This window comes from Salinicola tamaricis (assembly GCF_003006155.1).
Classification (GTDB): Bacteria; Pseudomonadota; Gammaproteobacteria; order Pseudomonadales; family Halomonadaceae; genus Salinicola; species Salinicola tamaricis.
Genome location: NZ_CP023559.1, coordinates 3,726,688 through 3,748,958, shown reverse-complemented (window position 1 = coordinate 3,748,958; position 22,271 = coordinate 3,726,688). Strand labels below are relative to the sequence as shown.

Below are 22,271 nucleotides of genomic sequence, written 5' to 3'. Positions count from 1 at the left end.
CCGCTACAACTCGCCGCCGCCAGCGCGTACAATCGCGCCCATTCTGAACCTCTCTATACCCTTTCTACACTCTCGCACGCGCGGTCCACCGGCCGACGTGCCCTGTTTCGGTCAGCGAACTCTTCATGTCAGACATTCAAATAGCCCAGGAAGCGGCACTGCGGCGCACCTTCGCCATCATCAGCCACCCCGACGCGGGCAAGACCACCATCACCGAGAAGATGCTGCTGTTCGGCAACGCGATCCAGCTGGCGGGCTCGGTCAAGAGCAAGCGCGCCGAGCGTCACGCCACTTCCGACTGGATGAAGATGGAGCAGGAGCGCGGCATCTCGGTGACCACCTCGGTGATGCAGTTTCCCTACAACGGGCGGGTGGTCAACCTGCTCGATACCCCGGGGCACGAGGATTTCTCCGAGGACACCTACCGCACGCTGACCGCGGTCGACTCGGCGCTGATGGTGATCGACGGCGCCAAGGGCGTCGAGGACCGCACCATCAAGCTGATGGACGTATGCCGCCTGCGTACCACGCCGATCCTGACCTTCGTCAACAAGATGGACCGCGAGACTCGCGATCCGGTCGAGGTGATGGACGAGGTCGAGACGGTACTCAATATCAGTGCGCCCCGATGACCTGGCCGATCGGCATGGGCCGGGCGTTCAAGGGTGTCTACCACCTCTATGACGATGTCGTGCATCTCTATACCCAGGGTCAGGGCAACCGGATTCCCGAGGACAAGCGCATCGAAGGCCTCGACAGCGAAGAGGTGGATCGGGTGCTGGGCGCGAGCGTGGCCGAAGAGCTGCGCATGGAGGTGGAGCTGGTGCGCGGCGCTTCGCACGAATTCGATCTCGAGGCCTATCGCCGCGGCGAGCTGACGCCGGTCTACTTCGGGACCGCCATGGGCAATTTCGGTGTGCGCGAGATGCTCAACGGGTTCGTCGAGTTCGCTCCGGCACCCCAGCCGCGGGAGACCGACGCCCGTGAAGTGGTCTCCGACGATGGCCGCTTCTCCGGCTTCGTGTTCAAGATCCAGGCCAACATGGATCCCAAGCACCGCGACCGGGTCGCCTTCCTGCGCATCTGCTCGGGCAAGTACGAGCGCAACATGAAGATGCGTCACGTACGCATCGGCAAGGATGTCAAGATCGCCGACGCCCTGACCTTCATGGCTTCCGATCGGGCCCACGTCGAGGAGGCCTGGCCTGGTGACATCATCGGTCTGCACAACCACGGCACGATCCAGATCGGCGATACCTTCACCGCCGGCGAGGACATGCGCTTTCTCGGCATCCCGCATTTCGCCCCGGAGCTGTTCCGCCGCGTGCGGCTGCGGGATCCGCTCAAGATGAAGGCGCTACAAAAAGGGCTGCAACAGCTCTCCGAGGAGGGCGCGACCCAGGTCTTTCTACCGCTGGACAACAACGACCTGATCGTCGGTGCGGTGGGCACGCTGCAGTTCGACGTGGTCGCCCATCGGCTCAAGGAGGAGTACAAGGTCGACTGCCTCTATGAGCCGGTCAATGTCCATACCGCACGCTGGATCTACTGTGACGATGCCCGCAAACTCGACGAGTTCAAGCGCAAGGCGAGCCTCAACCTGGCCTATGACGGCGGCCACTATCTCACCTATCTGGCGCCGACCCGGGTCAACCTGCAGATGACCCAGGAGCGCTGGCCGGATATCACTTTCCGCGCCACGCGCGAGCACTGATAGTCCTAGAACCAATGGTTTGAGCACTGATGGCTTGAGCACTGATGGCTCGAGAACCGATAGTGCGAGCCGCTGGCAGCGCCAGGTGTCGGCAGCGCTGAGCCATCAGGGGGCCTCGGCCGGGCCGCGGCAGCTCGCTTGTCGCCCGCAGGCGCCTGGGCCATGCTGTCGGCGTGGGACACGCAACAAGGGGAGGGCGCGCTCGGCCGGCGGGTGCGCCTCGTAGCGCGTAATCGACTCAGTCAAAGGGAACGTCGATGGCTTCCAGATTTCTCAAGGAGTTCCGCGAATTCGCGGTGAAGGGCAATGTCGTCGACATGGCCGTGGGCATCATCATCGGTGGCGCCTTCACGCTGATCGTGCAGAGCCTGGTCAAGAACGTCATGAACCCGCTGCTGGGGCTGCTGATCGGCGGCGTGGATTTCTCCAACTTTTTCGTCGTGCTCAAGGAGGGCGCCACGCCCGGGCCCTATCTGTCGCTGGCGGCGGCGCAGCAGGCGGGGGCAGTGACCCTGGACTACGGGCTGTTCCTCAACGCCGTGATCAGCTTCGTCATCGTCGCCTTTGCGGTCTTTCTGCTGGTGCGCACCATCAACCGGCTCAAGCGCGAGGAAGCGGTGGCCCCCAAGGCACCCACCGACAAGGCCTGCCCCTACTGCTTCATGACCATCCCGATCAAGGCGACTCGCTGCGGCCACTGCACCGCTGACCTGCCCAGCGAGGAGCACGCCACGCCCTGACGATGCTGTTCGACGCTCACTGTCATCTCGATTTCGCCGCTTTCGACGCCGACCGCGGGGCTGTTTTCGCAAGAGCCCACGAGGCCGGCGTCAGGCGTTTCATGATACCCGGCACGACGCGCACACGCTGGCCGGCAGTCAGCGCACTGGCGGCACGCGACGACGTGGTGATCGGGCTGGGGCTGCACCCTTATTTCATCGATGACCACCGCGACGAGGATCTCGACGCGCTGGAAGAGGCGCTGGCAAAGCCAGGCGAGGTGGTTCCATCGGCGAGTGCGGTATCGATGCCCGCTTCGAAGAGACGCTGCCACGCCAGTGGCAGCTGTTCGAGGCCCAGCTGCAGCTGGCCAAGCAGCATCGGCTACCGCTGGTAATCCACTGCGTGCATGCCAATGACCAGGTGGCCAAGCGGCTGCGGCAGCTGGCACTGCCTGCGGGAGGGTTGATTCATGCCTTTGCTGGCAGTGCACAGCAGGCTCGGCGCTTCGTCGATCTCGGCTACCAGCTGGGTTTGGGGGGTGGCGCCACTCACGCCCGCGCCCAGCGATTGCAGCGAGTCATTGCCGGGTTGCCCGACGATGCCTTCGTGCTCGAGACCGACAGCCCCGACATGCCACCGGCCGGGCGCCAGGGGCAGCGCAACGAGCCGGCCAATCTCACCGAAGTGTTGACCCGGGTCGCCGCGCTGCGCCGCCGACCCGAGACCGAGGTTGCCGCCCAGACCTATGCCAATGCCTGTCGCCTGTTCGCCCGCGCCGAGCCCACGAGGTAATGATCCACGGCGTTGAACGGCGTCACGCCTGGGCGGGCTCGCTGGCGGCGGCCAAGGTCTCCGGGTCGAGGCGTTCGAGGGGATAGGGCAGCGGTGCGCGTGTCAGCTCGCGGCCCTCGATCTGGAGCGGCTCGTCGTCCGCCACCGCGGTGTTGATCACGATCAGCAGCTGGCAGCCATCGCCGCTGGGGTCGGTCTCTGCCTGGCACACCTCGCCGACACGCTTCTCCTGAGTATCGCGAATCTCGCTGCCGAGTACCGGCGGCGTGTCACCGGCGAGCCGTGCCACTCCCAGACGGCGCTTCACCTGGCCGCGGAAGTGCGCGCGCGCCACCACCTCCTGCCCGGTATAGCAGCCCTTGCGGAAGCTGATGCCACCCAGCGCCTCCCAGTTGATCATCTGCGGCAGATAGCTGTCGCTGTGTGCCTGGGTCAGCCAGGCCAGGCCGGCGGCGATATCGGCGCGCAGCCAGCGGGCCGTGCCGTTCAGCGCCAGCTCGGCGGCCAGTGCCGTCCATCGCTGCTCGGCCTGCTCCGTGGGCAGCGCCAGTAGCCAGCGCGGCTGAGGCCCGGGGTGGCGTACCACCACGGCGTCCTGGTCATGCGTCATGTGCCAGGCGGTCGAAGGCCACGCGGTCGTGGCCGGGGTGTCACCGATCACGCCGAGCAGCACCAGATCGTCGCGGGCGGCCAGGGTCATCTTGTAGAAGGGGGCGTACTTGTCGAGTTGCTGCTTGAGCGGCGTGACCAACGAGGCGTGCAGCACCAGCGTGTGCTCGGGTGCCACCTTAAGCAGCTCGGCATTGGCCAGCACCGGCCCTTGGGGGTACAGAACACCGTCAACGGTGCCAGGGTGCCATTGGCGTGCTCGACGTTGGCGCTGGTCTGCCCCTGCAGAAAGCGCGCGGCGTCGGCGCCGCGACACTCGAGCACCGCCAGATGGGTCAGCGGAATCAGTGGGGGCGTCATCCGCTCGACGTGCGTCGTCGGGGAACTGCCAATGCAGCGCGTCGCGGGGCTGGCCGCCCTGGGTTTCGAGAGCGCCATCCAGTCGTGCATCGGGTCACTCCGGTGATCAGGGTGGGTATCATGGTGAGTGGGGAGCGTCGGTGATGATCAGCGCGCTTTAGCGTGCGTGGCGCGCCGCCCGACAATGGCCCCAACATGGGGCGATGGTGGCACATTGCAAGCTGGCAGGCGGGCGCTGAGGTGCTATTCTCATCAACGGTTTCGAATTCATCCCGCGGTTAGCGAGTCATCCATGTCCCGAATCAATCTGGCCCTCGAGGGCGTCACCACCCCCGAGGATCTCAATCGTGTCACCACGGCGCTGATGATGGTCGACGGCGTCGAGAGCGTCGATATCGGCCGTGACTGGGCCGAGGTCGAAGGCAGTGCCTCTCGCAGCGCGCTGATCAAAGCCGTCAGCGAGCTGGGACAGGGCTACGTCGCCCGCTGAGATTCCATCATCGCGATCATCGCGCGCGCCGCCCTTGAAGCGACCGGCTCTGGACCCTACCTAACGATCATGAACAAACCCTTCAAGATTCACTCCAAGTACCGCCCCGCAGGTGACCAGCCGGCCGCCATCGAGGGGCTGGTACGTGGCTCGGGGCGGGGGCTGTCGCACCAGACGCTGCTCGGGGTCACCGGGTCGGGCAAGACCTTCACCATGGCCAACGTGGTCGAGACGCTGCAGCGTCCGACCATCGTGCTGGCGCCCAACAAGACGCTGGCAGCCCAGCTCTACGGTGAGTTCAAGAGCTTCTTCCCCGACAACGCCATCGAATACTTCGTCTCCTACTACGATACTACCAGCCGGAAGCCTATGTGCCTTCATCGGACACCTTCATCGAGAAGGATGCTTCCATCAACGACCATATCGAGCAGATGCGACTGTCGGCGACCAAGGCGCTGCTCGAACGCCGCGATGCGTTGATCGTGGTCTCGGTCTCGGCGATCTACGGCCTGGGCGACCCCGAGCAGTACATGAAGATGCGGCTGCACTTCAACCGCGGCGAGCAGATCGACCAGCGCCAGTTCCTGCGCCGTCTCGCCGAGCTGCAGTACACCCGCAACGACGCCGACTTTCGCCGCGGTACCTATCGTGTGCGCGGTGACGTGATCGATATCTTCCCGGCGGACGCCGAGGACGAGGGCGTGCGGGTGGAGCTGTTCGACGACGAGATCGACTCGATCCGACTGTTCGATCCGCTCACCGGTGAAGTGCGCGGCCAGGTGCCGCGCATGACCATCTACCCCAAGACCCACTACGTCACCCCGCGCGACACCATTCTCTCGGCGATCGACGCGATCAAGCAGGAGCTTGCCGAAAGGCTCGACTATCTACGCAAGCACGAGCGGCTGGTCGAAGCGCAGCGCCTCGAGCAGCGTACCCTCTACGACATCGAGATGATGCTGGAGCTGGGCTACTGCAACGGTATCGAGAACTACTCGCGCTATCTCTCCGGCCGCGAACCGGGGCAGGCGCCGCCGACCTTTTTCGACTATCTGCCCGACGATGCGCTGCTGTTCATCGACGAATCCCACGTCAGCGTGCCCCAGGTGGGCGGCATGTACAAAGGCGACCGCTCGCGCAAGGAGACGCTGGTGGAGTACGGTTTTCGCCTGCCTTCGGCGCTCGACAACCGGCCGATGCAGTTCGAAGAGTGGGAAAACATCCTGCCGCAGACGGTGTTCGTCTCGGCCACGCCCGGCCCCTACGAGCAGGCCCACGCCGGGCAGGTGGTGGAGCAGGTGGTGCGCCCCACCGGGCTGGTCGACCCGGAGATCGAGGTGCGCCCGGCATCGACCCAGGTCGACGACCTGCTCTCCGAGATTCGCCTGCGCATCGAGGTCGAGGAGCGGGTGCTGGTGACCACCCTGACCAAGCGCATGGCCGAGGACCTCACCGAGTATCTCGACGAGCACGACGTGCGCGTACGCTATCTGCACTCGGACATCGATACCGTGGAGCGGGTCGAGATCATCCGCGATCTGCGCCTGGGCAAGTTCGATGTGCTGGTGGGGATCAACCTGCTGCGTGAGGGCCTGGATATCCCCGAGGTGTCGTTGGTGGCGATTCTGGATGCCGACAAGGAGGGCTTCCTGCGCGCCGAGCGCTCGCTGATCCAGACCATCGGCCGCGCCGCACGTAACGCCCACGGCAAGGCGATCCTTTATGGCGACCGGGTCACCGACTCGATGCGCCGGGCGATCGACGAGACCGAGCGTCGTCGCGCCAAGCAGGTGGCGCACAACGAGGCGCATGGCATCGTCCCGCGTACGGTGACCAAGTCGGTCGCCGACATCATGGAAGGGGCCCAGGCCCCGGGTCGCAAGGGTGGCCGCAAGCGCGCCGAGCAGCGCGTGGCGGAAGCGCCCGGCAGCTATACCCGCGACGAGCTGAGCGCAATGAGCGCGCCGCAGCTGACCAAGGAGATCGGCAAGCTCGAGGATCGCATGTTCGAGGCGGCGCAGAACCTGGAGTTCGAGCAGGCCGCCAAGCTGCGCGATCAACTGCAGACGCTCAAGGCGCGTCTGCTCGAGCTGGGTTGAGAGGCGAGGGCAGCGCATGCCGGAAGGTCCGGAGATTCGGCGCGTTGCCGACCGCCTCGGCAAGCTGCTGATCGATGCGCCGCTATGTGAGGTGTGGTTTGCTTACGCCGACCTCGCGCGGCAGGCACCCAGGTTGACCGAGAGCCGTGTGGTGGCGGTGGATAGCTGGGGCAAGGCGCTGCTGATCACCTTCGCCGATGACCAGGTGCTCTACTCTCACAACCAGCTCTATGGGGTGTGGAAGGTGCACCGGCGCGAGCGCGAGCCGGCCACGGGCCGTGTCTTGCGGGCGAGATTGGTCACGCCGACCCACGCCGCCAGCCTCTATAGCGCGTCGGACATCTCGCTGTGGACCCGCGATACCCTCGGTCAGCAGCCGTTCCTGGCGCGCCTGGGGCCGGATCTGCTCACCCATGACGTCAGTCCGGAGCAGATCGTCGAGCGCTTGATGCTGCCGGCGTTTCGCCGCCGTGGGCTGGGCGGGCTGCTGCTGGATCAGGGCTTCTACGCCGGTATCGGCAACTATTTGCGTTCGGAAATCCTGTTCTATGCCGGGCTATCGCCCAAGATCACTGCCGAGCGGCTGTCGCCACGCAAGCGCCGGCGTCTCGCCCAGATGATGCTGCGCACCGTCGCCCAAGCGTATCACGAGGCCGGGGTAACCAATCGGCCGACCTGGCGCCGACGTCTGCAGCGCCAGGGGCTCAAGCGGGCGCGCTGGCGGCATGCGGTGTTCAACCGCGCTGGCCTGTCTTGCCACGCCTGTGGCAGCGAGATTGTCAAGCTCATGGTCACCTCCAGGCGGCTCTACCGTTGCCCGCACTGCCAGCCCGATACGCCGGCTGCCTGATGTCGCCCGGCCTACGCGGCCGAGTGGAGACCTGTCAGGACTCAGATTTATACCGTTATCTTGACTGCTTGAAATAGGATCTTGCCTGCCGATTGTCATCAATTGCGGTAAGATGCCGGCCACCCGAATACCCGCTACCCACGCCGAACAGTGGGGGCAGTCACCGTGAGAGCAGGAGTGCCGTGATGACCGTGATCCGCCAGGAGGATCTCATCCAGAGCGTGGCCGATGCGCTGCAGTACATCTCTTACTACCATCCCAAGGATTTCATCGATGCCATGAACGCGGCCTACGAGCGGGAAGAGAATCCCGCGGCGCGCGATGCCATCGCCCAGATCCTGATCAACTCGCGCATGTGTGCCACCGGGCATCGTCCGATCTGCCAGGACACCGGCATCGTCACCGTCTTCGTTCACGTCGGCATGGACGTGCGCTGGGCGTGCGAGCTGAGCCTCGATGACATGATCAACGAAGGCGTGCGGCGCGCCTATACGCTGCCGGACAACGTCCTGCGCGCCTCGGTGCTGGCGGACCCGGACGGCAAGCGCAAGAACACCGGCGACAACACCCCGGCGGTGATTCACCACAAGCTGGTGCCGGGCGACACCGTCGAGGTGCACGTGGCGGCCAAGGGCGGCGGCAGCGAGGCCAAGTCCAAGTTCGCCATGCTCAACCCGTCCGACAGCGTGGTCGACTGGGTGCTCGAGCAGCTACCCAAGATGGGCGCCGGCTGGTGCCCGCCGGGCATGCTGGGCATCGGCATCGGCGGCACCGCGGAGAAGGCGATGGCGCTGGCCAAGGAGGCACTGCTCGATCCCATCGACATCCAGGCGCTGCAGGCGCGTGGTGCCGGCAACCGTGCCGAGGAGCTGCGTCTTGAGCTGTTCGACAAGGTCAATCAGAGTGGCATCGGCGCCCAGGGGGGGGGGCTTGACCACGGTGCTCGACATCAAGGTCAAGGATTATCCGACACATGCCGCCAACAAGCCGGTGGCGATCATCCCCAACTGCGCCGCCACGCGTCATGTGCACTTTACGTTGGATGGCAGTGGGGCGGCCGTGCTGCCGGCACCCAAGCTCGACGACTGGCCCGAAATCACCTGGGAAGTGGGTGAGGGCGTGCGCCGGGTCGATCTGGATACGCTGACCCCAGAGATGGTGCGCGAGTGGCAGCCGGGCGATACCGTGCTGCTCTCGGGCAAGCTGTTGACCGGGCGTGATGCAGCGCACAAGCGCATGATCGACATGCTGGCCAAGGGCGAGTCGCTGCCGGTGGATCTGAAGAATCGCTTCATCTACTACGTCGGCCCGGTCGACCCGGTGGGTGACGAGGTGGTCGGTCCGGCAGGTCCCACCACGGCGACACGCATGGACAAGTTCACCCGCACCCTGCTCGAGCAGACCGGTCTGCTGGGGATGGTCGGTAAGGCCGAGCGTGGCCCGCTGGCGATCGAGGCGATCCGCGACAATCAGGCGGTCTATCTGATGGCCGTCGGCGGTGCTGCCTATCTGGTCGCCCAGGCGATCAAGAAGGCCGAGGTAATCGCGTTCGACGATTTGGGCATGGAAGCGATCTACGAGTTCGAAGTCGAGGACATGCCGGTCACGGTGGCGGTCGATCATCTCGGCACCTCGGTGCACCAGACCGGCCCGGCCAAGTGGAAGGAGATCATTGCCGCGCGGGGCTGAGCGAGCGCGAGGCAGCGCGGGGGGGCGCCGCGATGGCGCCTGTCCCGATGACGAGAGGGCCCTGGGGCTCTCTCGTTTTTTTTGGGTATGATGGCCGGATCGATCAATTCGACAGGAGTCGGTGCATGGCGCAGGGCAGCGTGGAGTCTCGGCAATGACATGGATCATCGGCACACTGCTGTTTCTGTGCCACGTGTTGGGCACCATCACCGCTGTCTTCGCGCTGATGTCCAGCCGTACCTCCCAGGGCGCGGTGGCCTGGATCATCACGCTGGTGCTGTTTCCCTACTTCAGCGTACCCATCTTCTGGATCTTCGGCCGGCCGCGCTTCTACGGCTACGTCTCGGCTCGCGGCGAGCGCGATACCGTGCTGCGCCAGGTGCTCAAGCGCTACCGCCCGCACATGGAGGATTACGTCTCGCGCCCGGAGGCGGTGAGCGGGCGTATCCGCGCGGTGGAGCAGCTGGCGATGATGCCGATGACCCGCGGCAACCGGGTCGAGCTGCTGATCGACGGCGAGCGCACCTTCGAGAGTCTCTTCGCCGGCATAGACCAGGCCGAAGAGTACATTCTGGTGCAGTTCTTCATCGTCCGCGCCGATGAGATCGGTCTCGCCTTCAAGCGCAAGCTGATCCATCAGGCCGAGCACGGGCTCAACGTCTATTTCCTGTATGACGAGATCGGCAGCCGCGGCCTGCCCGGCGGCTATCTGCGTGACCTGGAGGAGGCCGGGGTGCGGGTCTCGGCATTCAACTCCTCGAGGGGCTGGCGCCATCGCTTCCAGGTCAATTTCCGCAATCATCGCAAGATCGTGGTGGTCGACGGTCGTGCCGGCTGGACCGGCGGGCTCAATGTCGCCGACGAGTACCTGGGCCGGGTCGAGCGCTACGGTGCCTGGCGCGATACCCATCTCAAGCTGGAAGGGCCGAGCGTACTGGCGCTGCAAGAGGCGTTCTGGGAAGACTGGTACTGGGCCACCGGTGATATTCTCGCCCTCGGCTGGCGCATCCATCATGTCGCGGAGGCGTCCCAGCACGTGGCGATCGTGCCCTCTGGCCCCGCCGACGGTCGCGAGACCGCTAGCCTGCTGGTCCAGCACGCCATTCACGGCGCGCGCCATCGGCTGTGGGTTACAAGCCCCTATTTCGTACCCGATCACGGGGTCCAGGACGCGCTGATCCTGGCCGCGCTGCGCGGTGTCGACGTGCGCGTGCTGATCCCCGAGCGGCCGGATCATCTGCTGGTGTTCCTGTCGGCGTTCGCCTTCCTGCCCGAGATGATCCGTAACGGCGTCAAGATCTATCGCTATCAGCCGGGTTTTCTGCATCAGAAGACGCTGCTGGTCGACGATCACACTGCCATGGTCGGTACCGTGAACCTGGACAATCGCTCGTTCCGGCTCAACTTCGAGGTGACCGCCTACGTGCCCGATAAGACCTTCGCCGCCGAAGTGGCAGCCATGCTGGAGCACGATTTCACGCACAGCCGCGAGGTGACCGAGCGTGAGCTGGCGGCGCGCCCGCTGTGGCGCAAGGTGGTGTCGCGGGCGACCTACCTGCTGTCGCCGATCCAGTGAAGGCCTGGCCGTTTATGACACTCGAGCGCAGCCGCGTCGGCCGGGGCCGGCGCGGAAAATCCATCGTCAAGGAGTCCCCTTGAACCTAGAGACCAAATGGCTGGAAGATTTCGTGGCGCTCGCCAATACGCGCAGTTTCTCCGCCTCGGCGCGCCAGCGCCATGTGACCCAGCCCGCCTTCAGCCCCGTATCCGCTCGCTGGAGCAGGCGGTCGGCGCGACCCTGGTCGACGCTCGACCACACCGGTCAGCCTGACCCCGGAAGGGCAGCTGTTCCTGGTGACGGCGCGCAACATGGTCGAGCAGCTCAACGACAGCCTGGCTCACCTGCGTGGCCTGGCGATGGACAACGAGGCGCTCGATATCGTTGCCGCCCACTCCCTGGCGCTGGCCTTCTACCCGCAATGGATCTCGCGCCTGCAGAAGGGCGTGGGTGAGCTGCCACGCGGCTGGTGGCGATGAACGTGGGGATGCCATCCACGTCCTGGCGCGAGGGCAACTGCGATCTGATGCTGGCCTATCACGACCCCTACGCCACCATGCAGTTGGATGCCGAGATCTTCCCCTCGTTCTCGATCGGGCAGGTCAAGATGCTGCGGTGAGCGTGCCCAAGACCAACGGCGAGGCCAAGTTCTCGTTCGACGGCGAGGGCTCGATCCCGTTTCTCGCCTCTACCCAGGGCCTTTCTCGGCCGCAGCGTGCGTATGCTGCTGAAGAACGAACCTGCGCGCATGCGCCTCAAGACGGTCTACGAGACCGCGATGGCGGAGGGCTGAAGGGCATGGCGCTGCAGGGGGTGGGGCTGGCCTGGATTCCCGATTTCTGCATTCGCGAGGAGCTGGCCAACGGCAAGCTGGTGCGCGCCGCGGGTGAGAGCTGGGACATTCCGCTGGAGATCCGTCCTACCGCTGCTCGCTGGTGCACAAGCCGGGCGTCAGAAGAAGCTGTGGAAGGCGCATGATGAGCTGCCGAGGACTTCCTGCGCGCCTGACCGACGGCGGGAGGCACGCTCGGGCCGCCCGGACTGCTAGACTGGCGGAACGAGAGCTGTGCTCTGCGCTGACGAGTGTGCCGGCGCCGGCCGGCAACCGGGCAGGGTGGTGGGGCGACGCCGAGGCGCCCACACGACGAAGACGGGAAAGGATGCCGTAACGATGGTGAGAGCGTCAAGTACTGGTTCAACGTGATCCGCGATTCGATCAAGCTGTGGCTCGATCGTAACGCCTTCAGCTACGCCGGGTCGCTGGCGTTCTACACCCTGTTCTCGCTGGCACCGACCGTCATCATTGCGGTCACCGTGGTAGGGCTGTGGCTGGGCGAGGACGCCGCCCGCGGCGAGATCGTCGCCCGCCTGCAGGATACCCTCGGCCCCGGCGGCGGCCAAGGCGATCGAGGATGCGGTGGCGCAGTCGAGCATTCAGGCGTCGGGCATTCTGCCGACCGTGGCCGGCTTCGTCACGCTGCTGATCGGTGCGACCACGGTCTTCGGCCAGATGCAGTTCTCGCTCAACACCATTTGGGGAGTGGCGCCCAATCCCGATCGCAACAGCCTGTGGCTTTTCGCCAAGAAGCGGCTGCTATCGCTGGCGGTGGTGCTGGCGATCGGTTTCGTGCTGCTGGTGTCGCTGGTGCTCGGGGTCATCGTCCAGGCCACCTTCAGCTACGCCGGTGGCTGGGTGCCGGGTAGCGTGATGCTGCTCGAGCTGGCGCAGTTCGCGCTCTCGCTCGCTGTGGTCACGCTGTTCTTCGCCGCCATCTTCAAGGTGCTGCCGGACGTGGTGCTCTCCTACCGTGACGTGTTCCTCGGCGCCCTGGTCACCGCAGTGCTGTTCATGCTGGGGCGCAACGCGATCGCCGCCTATCTCGCCCACACTGCCACGGCATCCACCTATGGGGCCGCTGGGTCGGTGGTCCTGGTGCTGCTGTGGGTCTACTACTCGTCGCTGATCCTGCTCTATGGTGCGGCTTTCACGCGAACCCACGTGGTGTCGAAGGGCCGCCGGATAATTCCCCGCAATACCGCGGTTCTGGTACGTCATGAGGTATTGCACAAGGAGACCGTGGAGCAGGAGGCGCCACCAACATCAACGCCAATGCGCAAGCAGCAGGAGGAGACCTCACATGACCAAGCGCACGATTCGAGCCCGGGTGAGCGGTCACGTGCAGGGCGTGGGTTATCGTGAGTTCGTGCGCCGCCACGCCGAGCGCTGGGGGCTAACGGGGCATGCCATCAATCAGGACGACGGCGCGGTCGAGGTGATCGCCTGCGGCGAGGCGAACGCCATCGCCGAGCTGATCGATCTGCTGTGGGAAGGGCCGCCGGCAGCGGATGTGACCGAGGTGAGCGTGGAGGAGGCCACGCTGATCGCCCCGGCGAGTTTCACCACCGGCTGAAGGCGCGGCAGCCGGCGGCGTCTGGGAGACGGCCGCCGGCTGCGAGTCCTGAGACTTAGGCGTTCAGGCGCCGGCGGTCAGGGTCTCGACGATCCACTCGACCACTGCCGTGCCATCGGCGTTCATGCAGACTTCGGCGGTGGCGTCGCGCGTCCAGCGTGCATCCACGAATTCTCGTGTCTGCGGGGCCAGGATCGTCTGTCCTTCGGCCAGCCCTTCGGTGACCACGCTGAGCGTACCGCGGGTGGTGGTGAACAGCTCCGGACGCAGCAGCCAGGCCAGGGCACAGCTGTCGTGGGGGCAGCAGCCATCGATACCCAGCGCCTGCTGATAGAAGGCGCGATAGAAGGCGTAGCTCTCTCCCAGCACCCGCCCCAGTTTGCCTTGAGCCTCGACGATCCGCGCCATGCTATCGGGGTCCAGCACGCAGCGATGGGTGGCGTCGAGACCGACCAGCGTCAGCGGCCAGCGCGCCTCCAGGACCGCCTTAGCAGCGTGCGGATCGTTGAAGATATTGGCCTCGGCGACCGGCGTCACGTTGCCGCCCTCGCGGATCGAACCGCCCATCACCACCACTTGCTTGACCTTGTCCACCAGCGAGGGGTCGAGCTGCAGCGCCGCGGCCAGGTTGCCCAGCGGCCCGACCGCCACCAGCACCACTTCGCCCGGACGCGCGTTGACCTGCTCGACGATGAACTGGGGGGCACTCTGGGCCAGCGCCTGGGTGCCGATCTCGGGCAGGGCGATGTTGCCCAGGCCGTTGTCACCGTGGATATGCCCCGGCGGCGGGTTCTTGGGTTTGACCATGGGCGTGGCGGCGCCCTGGGCGACGGGGATCTGCTGCCCGCCCAGCTCGGCCAGCAGCAGGGCGTTGTGGGTCGCGACCTCGATGGTGACGTTGCCGAACGTGGTCGTCATCCCCAGCAGCTCGATCTCCGGGTGGGCCAGGGCGATGGCGATGGCCTGGGCGTCGTCGACACCCGGGTCGGTGTCGAAAATGATAGGCGTGGTCATGCTCTCTCTCGATACGGATAACGATGGACTGGCCCCGGCGACCGATGCCGGGAACACGGGATCAGGTGCGCTCGACGCTAAGCGGCGGCAGGCTGTCGAGGGCCGCCTCGACCGCGTCGGCCAGTGGAATGCTCGGCGCCGCGCCGGCCTGCTGCACGCACAAAGCCGAGGCCGCGCTGGCCAGTCGCAGGGCCTGTTCGATATCGTCGCCGCGCTGGCGTGCGGCCATGAAGTAGCCGATGAAGGTATCGCCGGCCGCGGTGGTGTCGACTGCCTCGACCTGGTGCGCCGAGGCGCTGATGCGCTCGCCGGCGAGCTGATGGCAGACGCCGTCGCGCCCCAGGGTGAGCACGATCTCCACCTCCGGCAGGCGCTCGGCCAGGGCGCTGAGCAGCGTATCGACCTCGCTCTCTTCGTCGAGTTCGACCAGCGCTGCTGCCTCGCCGCGGTTGAGAAACAGGATACGGCACAGCGACAGTGGCAGGGCGGCCACTTCAGGGCCCAGCGGCGCCGGATTGAAGGCGATCGCCAGGCCTCGCTCGCTGGCCAAGCGGATAATGCGTTCGGCGGCGTTGCACTCGTTCTGCATCAACAGCCAGCTGTCGTCGTCAGCGGCGCCAATGAGCGCCTCGAGATGCTTGTCGCTGAAGCCGTGGTTGGCGCCGGGATAGAGAATGATCGCATTCTCGGCGGCGTCGTCGACCTGAATCAGCGCGTGACCGCTGGCCTCGGCGGTCAGCTCCACATGGGCGGTGTCGACGCCCGCCTTGGTCAGCGGCTCCAGCGCCCAGCGATCGGCCTGTCCCAGGCGGCCCCAGTGGGCCACCTGGCCACCGGCGCGGGCCAGCGCCAGTGACTGGTTGGCCCCCTTGCCGCCGAGCACCGACGAAAGCCGGTACTGGACAGCGTTTCGCCGGGGCGCACCAGGTGCGGCACGCGATAGACGTAGTCGATATTGATCGAGCCGTAGTTGTAGATCATGGCTAACTCACTGCTGGAGAATCTGGGTCAATGCCGCCAGGCGCGGAGGTTGTCGGCGGTCAGGGTCACCACGCGCTGACGTGCCTCGGGGCTGATCCAGGCATTGTGCGGGGTGACGATGAGATTGAGCGGCTCGTGCAAGGCGTCGAGCAGGGCATGGCCCTCCCGCGGCGGCTCGCTCGGCAGGCTATCCACGGCGAGCCCGCCGAGCCGGCCCTGGCGCAGCGCCTCGAGCGCGGCGTGCTCGTCGATGATACCGCCGCGGGCGCAGTTGATCAGCAGCGCCTCGGGTTTCATCGTCGCCAGTGCCTGGGCGTCGATCAGGCCGCGGGTGGCCTCTGTCAGCGGGCAGTGCAGGCTGAGCACGTCCAGCTCGCCCAGCAGGTCGGCAAGCGTCGGGCGCGTGTCATTGGCCTCGTTGCCGGGGCGCGCCGCAAAGGTCACGCGCATGCCGAAGGCTTCACCCAGCCGGGCCACCGCGGAGCCCAGCTCGCCGCTGCCGACGATCACCAGGTGCTTGTCGGCGAGCTGCAGGGTGGGCTGATCGAGCAGGCAGAAAATCTCGCTGCGCTGCCAGGCGCCGTCGCGCAGCGCGGATTGATAGTGCGGCAGGCGGGCGGCCAGCGCCAGCATCAGCATCAGGGTGTGCTGAGCGACGCTGTCGGTACCGTAGGCGGTGACGTTACGCACGGCGATGCCACGCCGCTCGGCGGCCTGCATGTCGATATTGTTGGTGCCGGTGGCGAGTACGCAGATCAGCGCGAGATCGGGCAGGGCGTCGATCAGCTCGGCGTCGAGCACCACCTTGTTGACCAGTGCCACCTGGGCGCCGGCGAGGCGCTCGTGGCGCTGCTCGGGGGCGGTCAGCGCGTGGACCTCCAGGTCGTCGACCAGCGCGCGCAAAGGGCTGAGATCGATATCGTCACCGAGTGACGCGGCGTCCAGAAGAACGGCTTTCATGCAGGCTTCCTCTCTCCAGCGTATGGGCCCCGCGCCATCTTTCCCGGCTGGGGCCACAGTCGCCACGTCGCGGCGGGCGACAGCGATTTCCTGAGCCGGTAATATTGCCCGCGACCGGCCGCTGCGCGCTATACTATGCGGCTTTCGAACACGGCTTGGAAAGGGCGCGCGGCAGTGCGTATCGATTCCGGCTTGGAAAGCCCGTGCATCGCCCCTATTTGCCTGAAAGATCGCCCGGCTGCCGGGATGCGTGTCGGAATGGCCTGGGCGAACGCAAGGGGCGCAGCGGCGACGCATCGCGATCATCGATGCTGTGATACTGCTGCGACGTGGCGCGACTCGATCGCGCATCTTTGAGAGAGTACACGACATGCCCATCTACGAGTACGAGTGCAAAGCCTGCGGCCATCGCCTGGAGAAGCTCCAGAAGATCAGCGCCGCGCCGTTGACCGACTGCCCCGCCTGTACCGAGCGACGCTGTCGCGCCTGGTGTCGCCTGCGGGTTCCGGCTCGCGGGTGGCGGCTGGTACGAGACCGATTTCAAGTCGGGCAGCAAGAAGAACCTCGCCGGTGACAGCGCCAGCAAGCCAGCGTCGAGCGAGAGCGGTAGTGCCAAGCCTGCCGGTGAGAGAAGGCTTCGGCCTGAGCCATAGCATTCATAACACAGGATCCCTCATGGCAGTCATTATTGCGGCCAGTTGAACGAGTCATTGATCGATCAAGAAGTCACGCTTTGCGGGTGGGTGCATCGCCGCCGCGATCACGGTGGGGTTATCTTCCTCGATATGCGCGATCGAGACGGTGTCGCTCGGTGGTGGTGGATCCCGATACGGCGGAGGCTTTCGCCACCGCCGATCGCGCACGCAGCGAATACGTGCTGCGGATTCGCGGGCGCATCGCCTGCCGCCCCGAAGGCACCCAGAACCCAACATGCCCACCGGCATGATCGAAGTGTGGCCAAGGACGTGGAGGTGCTCAACACTGCCGCCACGCCGCCGTTCCAGCTCGACGAGCATGGCAAGGTCGGCGAAGAGGTGCGTTCAAGTATCGCTACGTCGATCTGCGCCGTCCGGAGATGATCGAGAAGCTGCGCCTGCGTTCGCGGATCACCCACAGCGTGCGTGCCTATCTGGAGGGCGAGGGCTTTCTCGACATCGAGACTCCGATCCTGACCCGTGCCACCCCTGAAGGGGCACGCGACTATCTGGTGCCCAGCCGTACCCACGAAGGCCACTTCTTCGCGCTGCCGCAGTCGCCACAGCTGTTCAAGCAGCTGCTGATGGTGTCGGGCTTCGATCGCTATTACCAGCTCGCCAAGTGTTTCCGTGACGAGGACCTGCGCGCGATCGCCAGCCCGAGTTCACCCAGATCGACATCGAAGCATCGTTCATCGAAGAACGCGATATCATGGCATGACCGAGACCATGGTGCGTCAGCTGTTCCAGGACGTGCTCGACGTGTCGCTGCCCGAGTTCCCGCGCATGCCCTACAGCGAGGCGATGCAGCGTTACGGTTCCGACAAGCCGGACCTGCGCATTCCGCTGGAGCTGGTCGACGTCGACGACCTGATGCAGTCGGTCGACTTCAAGGTCTTCTCCGGCCCGGCCAAGGCTGAGGACGGCCGCGTCGCTGCGCTCAAGGTCAGCGGCGGTGCCAAGCTCTCGCGCAAGGAGATCGACGACTACACCAAGTTCGTGGGTATCTACGGCGCCAAGGGGCTGGCCTGGATCAAGGTCAACGAGCGCGCCAAGGGGCTCGACGGGCTGCAGTCGCCGATCGTCAAGTTCATGGAAGGCGTGATCGAGGAGCTGCTCGACCGCGTGGCGCGGCGGACGGCGACATTGTCTTCTTCGGTGCCGACAAGACGCGGGTGGTCAACGAGGCGCTGGGCGCGCTGCGCGTCAAGCTGGGCGAGGATCTCGACCTCTATACCGCCGACTGGGCACCGCTGTGGGTGGTCGACTTCCCCATGTTCGAAGCCGACGACAACGGCCGCCTGGCTGCGCTGCACCACCGTTCACCGCGCCTTCCTGCTCGCCGGAAGCGCTCAAGGCCTCGCCGGCTACGGCGCTGTCGCGGGCCTATGACATGGTGCTCAACGGCACCGAGCTGGGTGGCGGCTCGATCCGTATCCACGATCAGGAGATGCAGCGTGTGGTCTTCGACGTGCTCGGCATCGGCAAGGAAGAGGCGGAAGAGAAGTTCGGCTTCCTGCTCGACGCGCTCAAGTTCGGTGCGCCGCCCCACGGTGGCCTGGCCTTCGGTCTCGACCGTCTGGTGATGCTGATGACCGGTTCGCGCACCATTCGCGACGTCATCGCCTTCCCCAAGACCCAGAGCGCCGCGGACCTGATGACCGACGCCCCGGGTGAGGTGAGCAAGGAGCAGCTGCGCGATCTGCACATCCGTCTGCGTCCCAAGGCCAAGCCGGAGAGTGCCGGCGAATAACATCGCCTGGCGTTCAGCCTGACCCGAACCGGCGCCCCGCGAGGCGCCGGTTCTTTTATGTGCGGCGGCTAGGGGATAGTCTGCCGAAGACACCCCCACGGCGCGCTCCAGGCGTATCGTACAGCCCGCCGAGCAGAAAGGTCGAGCAAGCATGAAACGCATGACTGAGCCAACGATGATCATCCGCACGACACCGGAGCCGAGACGATGATCCTGTTGGGTATCGATCCGGGCTCGCGGATTACCGGCTATGGCGTGATCGACGTCGGTGCGGCGCGGCCCCGCTACGTCGCCAGCGGCTGTATTCGCATCTCCGGTGACGACTTGGCGCAGAAACTGGCCCAGGTCTATGCCGGCGTCGCTGAACTGATCGGGCTCCACCGACCCCAGGAGTTCGCCATCGAGCGCGTGTTCATGGCCAAGAACCCTGACTCCGCGCTCAAGCTGGGCCAAGCCCGCGGCACCGCGATCGTATGTGCCGCCAACCACGGTATCCCGGTGCACGAATACGCCGCACGCCAGATCAAGCAGGCGGTCACGGGCACCGGCGGCGCCGAAAAGGCCCAAGTCCAGCATATGGTAACGGCGCTACTCACGCTGGACGCGTCACCCCCCGAAGATGCTGCCGACGCGCTGGCCATCGCGCTCACCCACGCCTACGCGCGTCAGGGGCTGGTAGCGACCAGCAGTCGCCGGCGTAGTAGCGGCAGCGCTGGCCGCAATCGTTGGCGCGACTTCAGGCCGGAGTGAGAGACGGGGAGGAATCCAATGTGCCAGTCCAATCCACGAGTGACAGGCACGCTGCTATGAGCGGCCGAAGCGCTCCAACTGCATCTCGCGCAGACGGCTGAGCGTGCGGCGAAAGACAAAATCGAGGTAGCCTTGGGTGTAAAGCTCATCCAGTGCGACCTCGGCCTCGATATACAGCGGCACGCGGCGATCGTAGCACTCGTCGACCAGAGCGATGAAACGGCGCACCGCATCGTCGTTGCGCGACAGTGTCGGCAACTGTCTGTCGCCGGCGTCGACCCGCTCGGCGCCATCCTCGGTGCCGCGGGCGATGCGCCCTTCACGTGGCTCACCGCCCAGGCGCGGTACTTCCGCAAGCAGAATGGCCGGAAAGCGTTCGCACAGCGCGATGAAGTCCGACGCGGCCAGCGGCCGTTCGCACAGTTCACTGAACCGGCACCACAGCGCTGCCGGGCTGTGGCCCAGATTGGCGATACGCCGATGACCCAGCGCGACCGGCTCATGGCTGACCACCTGGCCCGCGCTCAGGCGGGCGAACAGCTCAAACAGCGCCTGCGGCTGCTGCACCCAGTAACGCTGTACCTCAGCGCCGGGGTGCAGGCGATGATCCTGCTCGCCATCCACGGCCACCACCTGCATGTGCGCTTCGAGCGCGGCGATGGCCGGCAGGAAGCGTTCGCGGTTGAAACCATCGGCATAAAGCTGATCCGGCGGCTGGTTGGAGGTGGCCACCAGCACCACGCGCTGCGCCAGCATCAGGCTGAGCAGGCGACCCAGCAACATGGCATCGCCGATGTCAGTGACGAACAGCTCGTCGAAGCACAGCACACGCACCTCGCGTCCCAGCTCCTCGGCCAACAGACGCAGTGGATCAGCATTACCGGTTAGCTGGAACTGACGCCGATGCACCCACTGCATGAAGTGATGGAAGTGCTGGCGCCGCGCCGGTACTCGCAGGCTGTTGTAGAAGCTATCCATGAGCCAGGTCTTGCCGCGTCCCACTGGCCCCCAGAGGTACACGCCGGGCGGGCATTCACCGCGATGCACGGCCTCGAAGCAGCGCTGCAACGCCTGAACCGTACGGCGCTGTGCGACATCGACGACGAAGCCACCTGCCAGCGCCTGCTCATAAGCAGCCAGCGGCGACTCCGGTAATGCCTCTGGCGCGTTCAACGCAGTACCAGCCGGCTGTCGTCGAACTGCTTTGGCCAGTCGCGTCGGGTGAATACCTGGCCGGTTTCACGCACCCGGCGCACCTCGTCCAGATCCAGCTCGGCGATCAGCCAGCGGCTGTGGGTAGGGCACAGCGCCTCGCTCTCGGCGATCACGCCAGTGGCCGGCATGCCGTAGTCAGAGGGTACGTAGAGCGCGGCGCGGCCGATATTCTCGTCCAGCGCTGGCGACCAGGGCGCCAGGCCGACCGTGGGCGACTGCAGTACGGCGATCTGGTTCTCCAGCGCTCGCGCCTGAGCACCGATGCGCACGCGATAGAAACCCGCTTCGGTGTCCGTGCAACTGGGCGCCAGGATTAGATCCACCCCGGCCTCGGCCAGGGTGCGCGCCAGCAGCGGAAACTCGTTGTCGTAGCAGATCAGGATGCCCAGCTTGCCCAATACCGTGTCGAACACCTTGAGCCCGCTGCCGGCGGCGATCTGCCACTGCTCCAGCTCGAAGCGGGTCATCATCAGCTTGTCCTGGCTGCCCAGGCAGCCGTCCGGGCCGAACAGCCAGGCGCGGTTGCGGTAGAGGCCATCATCATCCAGTACGGCCACCGAACCAGGTTGCAGATGAATCTGCAGCCGCCGCGCCAGGCTCTCGCACAGTTCCAACCAGCGCGGCAGCAGTGGCTGGATGCCGGCGATGGAGCCGTGCAGGTCGCTGCGTTGGGCCTCTGGCAACTGGCCCGTGAGCACCATGCCGGCGTATTCCGGCAGCAGCAGCAGCTCGGCACCCTGGCCGGCGGCGGCCTCGCATAGCTCGGTCAGGTGTTCGGCATAGGCGTCCCAACTCGTCAGCAGGTCGATGTGATATTGGCAGGCGGCAACCTTGATCATGCGGTGAGTTCCTTCAACCAGAACGACATGGGCTTGGCCGACTCCTCGGCTTCGTCCAGATCGCGCCAATGATACTGGGTGTGCAGTTCGGGATGATGACGATAGCCGCGGCGTGCCCAGAAGGCGTCCAGCGGCTGGTAGTCGGCGGGCCGCCGCGGGTGGTCGGCCGGGCGCTGCACGGCGCAGAAGGCGCACCAGTCGAAGCGACCCAGCCGGCGCGCATGCGCCTCGCGCTCGGCGAAGAAGCGCACGCCCAGACCACGCCCGCGCCAGGTCGGCAACACCACCGACTCGGCGCAGTAGAAGATGCGCGCAGGATTCCAGCTCGCGGCAAGGAACGGCTGCTGGAATTCCACGGTTTCATCGGTCAGCGGCAGCGCCGTGGAGGCGCCGACCACGCGACCCGCGTCCCGTACCAGCACGCACAGGCTGTCCGCGCTGCGCACGTAGGTGTCGAGATACTCGGCCTCGTAGTCGAGGCTGCCGTCGTAGAGGTAGGGAAATTCGCGGAAGACCGTGATCCGCAAATGCGCCAGGTCTTCGACATGGGGTGCAATCTGCGGCCCCCGGAGCAGTTCGATATCCATCTGGAGTCGTTCGCCAGCAGCAGGGTGACGCCGGCGGCTATGCCGGCTGGAAGGCGCGAACTTATCATGCGAGCCAACCCATCACTAAGGAAGCGCTGAATAAATCGACGAGCGAGATGAAGCGCAAGGCGCATGGCACACAGACTCGAAGCAACGCGTAGAGAACGCCCGTAGGGCGGCCC

General features: G+C 65.7%; 17 protein-coding genes and 6 pseudogenes. 15 read left to right on the top strand and 8 right to left on the bottom strand.

What is annotated here, in order from left to right; genetic code table 11:
* Nucleotides 1-125: 125 nt before the first annotated feature.
* The 4 genes and pseudogenes from CN538_RS17300 (at nucleotide 126) to CN538_RS17290 (ending at nucleotide 3,229) form a co-directional block, all read left to right on the top strand.
* Nucleotides 126-1,714 (top strand): annotated as a pseudogene (locus CN538_RS17300) (peptide chain release factor 3).
* A 257-nt stretch (nucleotides 1,715-1,971) separates the two neighbouring features.
* Nucleotides 1,972-2,454: a large-conductance mechanosensitive channel protein MscL gene (mscL, locus tag CN538_RS17295; protein ID WP_106420237.1), complete on the top strand. Its 483-nt coding sequence runs from the start codon at nucleotides 1,972-1,974 to the stop codon at nucleotides 2,452-2,454.
* Between the two features lie 2 nt (nucleotides 2,455-2,456).
* Complete coding sequence (locus CN538_RS25595) at nucleotides 2,457-2,831, top strand: TatD family hydrolase (protein ID WP_340638170.1); 375 nt, start codon at nucleotides 2,457-2,459, stop codon at nucleotides 2,829-2,831.
* Entirely contained in the window at nucleotides 2,723-3,229 is a 507-nt protein-coding gene (locus CN538_RS17290) for a TatD family hydrolase (protein ID WP_340638356.1), read from the top strand. The genes CN538_RS25595 and CN538_RS17290 overlap by 109 nt, the downstream gene beginning before the upstream one ends.
* A gap of 22 nt (nucleotides 3,230-3,251) precedes the next feature.
* Here the strand turns inward: CN538_RS17290 and ygfZ are convergent, their stop codons facing one another.
* Nucleotides 3,252-4,016: a CAF17-like 4Fe-4S cluster assembly/insertion protein YgfZ gene (ygfZ, locus tag CN538_RS17285; protein WP_242495303.1), complete on the bottom strand. Its 765-nt coding sequence runs from the start codon at nucleotides 4,014-4,016 to the stop codon at nucleotides 3,252-3,254.
* Entirely contained in the window at nucleotides 3,926-4,198 is a 273-nt protein-coding gene (locus CN538_RS23505) for a hypothetical protein (RefSeq protein ID WP_242495302.1), read from the bottom strand. Before CN538_RS23505 ends, ygfZ begins: the two co-directional genes overlap by 91 nt.
* 292 nt (nucleotides 4,199-4,490) lie before the next feature.
* Between CN538_RS23505 and CN538_RS17280 the strand changes: the two genes are divergently transcribed.
* The 8 genes and pseudogenes from CN538_RS17280 (at nucleotide 4,491) to CN538_RS17245 (ending at nucleotide 13,295) form a co-directional block, all read left to right on the top strand.
* Nucleotides 4,491-4,688: a hypothetical protein gene (locus tag CN538_RS17280; RefSeq protein ID WP_106420236.1), complete on the top strand. Its 198-nt coding sequence runs from the start codon at nucleotides 4,491-4,493 to the stop codon at nucleotides 4,686-4,688.
* 69 nt (nucleotides 4,689-4,757) lie between these two features.
* A pseudogene (gene uvrB / locus CN538_RS17275) lies at nucleotides 4,758-6,787 on the top strand (excinuclease ABC subunit UvrB).
* Nucleotides 6,788-6,803: 16 nt separating this feature from the next.
* Nucleotides 6,804-7,637: an endonuclease VIII gene (gene nei, locus CN538_RS17270; RefSeq protein ID WP_106420235.1), complete on the top strand. Its 834-nt coding sequence runs from the start codon at nucleotides 6,804-6,806 to the stop codon at nucleotides 7,635-7,637.
* A gap of 185 nt (nucleotides 7,638-7,822) precedes the next feature.
* Nucleotides 7,823-9,326: pseudogene (locus CN538_RS26520) on the top strand (fumarate hydratase).
* Nucleotides 9,327-9,480: 154 nt separating this feature from the next.
* On the top strand, nucleotides 9,481-10,902 hold the full coding sequence (cls, locus tag CN538_RS17260) for a cardiolipin synthase (protein ID WP_106420234.1): 1,422 nt from the start codon (nucleotides 9,481-9,483) through the stop codon (nucleotides 10,900-10,902).
* A 79-nt stretch (nucleotides 10,903-10,981) separates the two neighbouring features.
* Nucleotides 10,982-11,932: pseudogene (locus CN538_RS25590) on the top strand (LysR family transcriptional regulator).
* 152 nt (nucleotides 11,933-12,084) lie between these two features.
* Nucleotides 12,085-13,084, top strand: a pseudogene (locus tag CN538_RS17250) (YihY/virulence factor BrkB family protein).
* Entirely contained in the window at nucleotides 13,023-13,295 is a 273-nt protein-coding gene (locus CN538_RS17245) for an acylphosphatase (RefSeq protein WP_106420233.1), read from the top strand. Before CN538_RS17250 ends, CN538_RS17245 begins: the two are co-directional and overlap by 62 nt.
* Nucleotides 13,296-13,358: 63 nt before the next feature.
* On the opposite strand, the gene CN538_RS17240 is transcribed toward CN538_RS17245, so the two are convergent.
* The 3 genes from CN538_RS17240 to CN538_RS17230 all read right to left on the bottom strand — a co-directional run bounded on the left by CN538_RS17240 (nucleotide 13,359) and on the right by CN538_RS17230 (nucleotide 16,250).
* Nucleotides 13,359-14,309, bottom strand: coding sequence for a nucleoside hydrolase (locus CN538_RS17240; protein ID WP_106420232.1), 951 nt, complete (start codon nucleotides 14,307-14,309; stop codon nucleotides 13,359-13,361).
* Between the two features lie 61 nt (nucleotides 14,310-14,370).
* Complete coding sequence (locus CN538_RS17235; protein ID WP_340638168.1) at nucleotides 14,371-15,192, bottom strand: PfkB family carbohydrate kinase; 822 nt, start codon at nucleotides 15,190-15,192, stop codon at nucleotides 14,371-14,373.
* A gap of 125 nt (nucleotides 15,193-15,317) precedes the next feature.
* Nucleotides 15,318-16,250 carry a D-2-hydroxyacid dehydrogenase gene (locus tag CN538_RS17230; protein ID WP_106420231.1) on the bottom strand — a complete coding sequence of 311 codons (933 nt, stop codon included), beginning with the start codon at nucleotides 16,248-16,250 and terminating at the stop codon, nucleotides 15,318-15,320.
* A gap of 370 nt (nucleotides 16,251-16,620) precedes the next feature.
* Here CN538_RS17230 and CN538_RS26515 point away from each other — a divergent pair, with 370 nt between their 5' ends.
* From CN538_RS26515 to ruvC, 3 genes and pseudogenes are all read left to right on the top strand, one after another.
* Nucleotides 16,621-16,824, top strand: coding sequence for an FmdB family zinc ribbon protein (locus CN538_RS26515; RefSeq protein ID WP_242495297.1), 204 nt, complete (start codon nucleotides 16,621-16,623; stop codon nucleotides 16,822-16,824).
* Between the two features lie 94 nt (nucleotides 16,825-16,918).
* A pseudogene (gene aspS / locus CN538_RS17220) lies at nucleotides 16,919-18,698 on the top strand (aspartate--tRNA ligase).
* A gap of 207 nt (nucleotides 18,699-18,905) precedes the next feature.
* A complete protein-coding gene (ruvC, locus tag CN538_RS17215; RefSeq protein WP_106420230.1) occupies nucleotides 18,906-19,448 on the top strand; it encodes a crossover junction endodeoxyribonuclease RuvC in 543 nt (180 codons plus the stop codon).
* A gap of 54 nt (nucleotides 19,449-19,502) precedes the next feature.
* Here ruvC and zapE read toward each other — a convergent pair whose 3' ends face one another.
* The 3 genes from zapE to CN538_RS17200 are packed head-to-tail and all read right to left on the bottom strand — an operon-like array spanning nucleotide 19,503 to nucleotide 22,089.
* Nucleotides 19,503-20,621 carry a cell division protein ZapE gene (gene zapE / locus CN538_RS17210; protein ID WP_106420229.1) on the bottom strand — a complete coding sequence of 373 codons (1,119 nt, stop codon included), beginning with the start codon at nucleotides 20,619-20,621 and terminating at the stop codon, nucleotides 19,503-19,505.
* A complete protein-coding gene (locus CN538_RS17205; RefSeq protein ID WP_106420228.1) occupies nucleotides 20,618-21,502 on the bottom strand; it encodes a carbon-nitrogen hydrolase family protein in 885 nt (294 codons plus the stop codon). Before CN538_RS17205 ends, zapE begins: the two co-directional genes overlap by 4 nt.
* The gene (locus CN538_RS17200) at nucleotides 21,499-22,089 is read right to left on the bottom strand and encodes a GNAT family N-acetyltransferase (RefSeq protein ID WP_106420227.1); all 591 of its coding nucleotides are present in this window, start codon (nucleotides 22,087-22,089) and stop codon (nucleotides 21,499-21,501) included. Before CN538_RS17200 ends, CN538_RS17205 begins: the two co-directional genes overlap by 4 nt.
* Nucleotides 22,090-22,271: the final 182 nt, after the last annotated feature.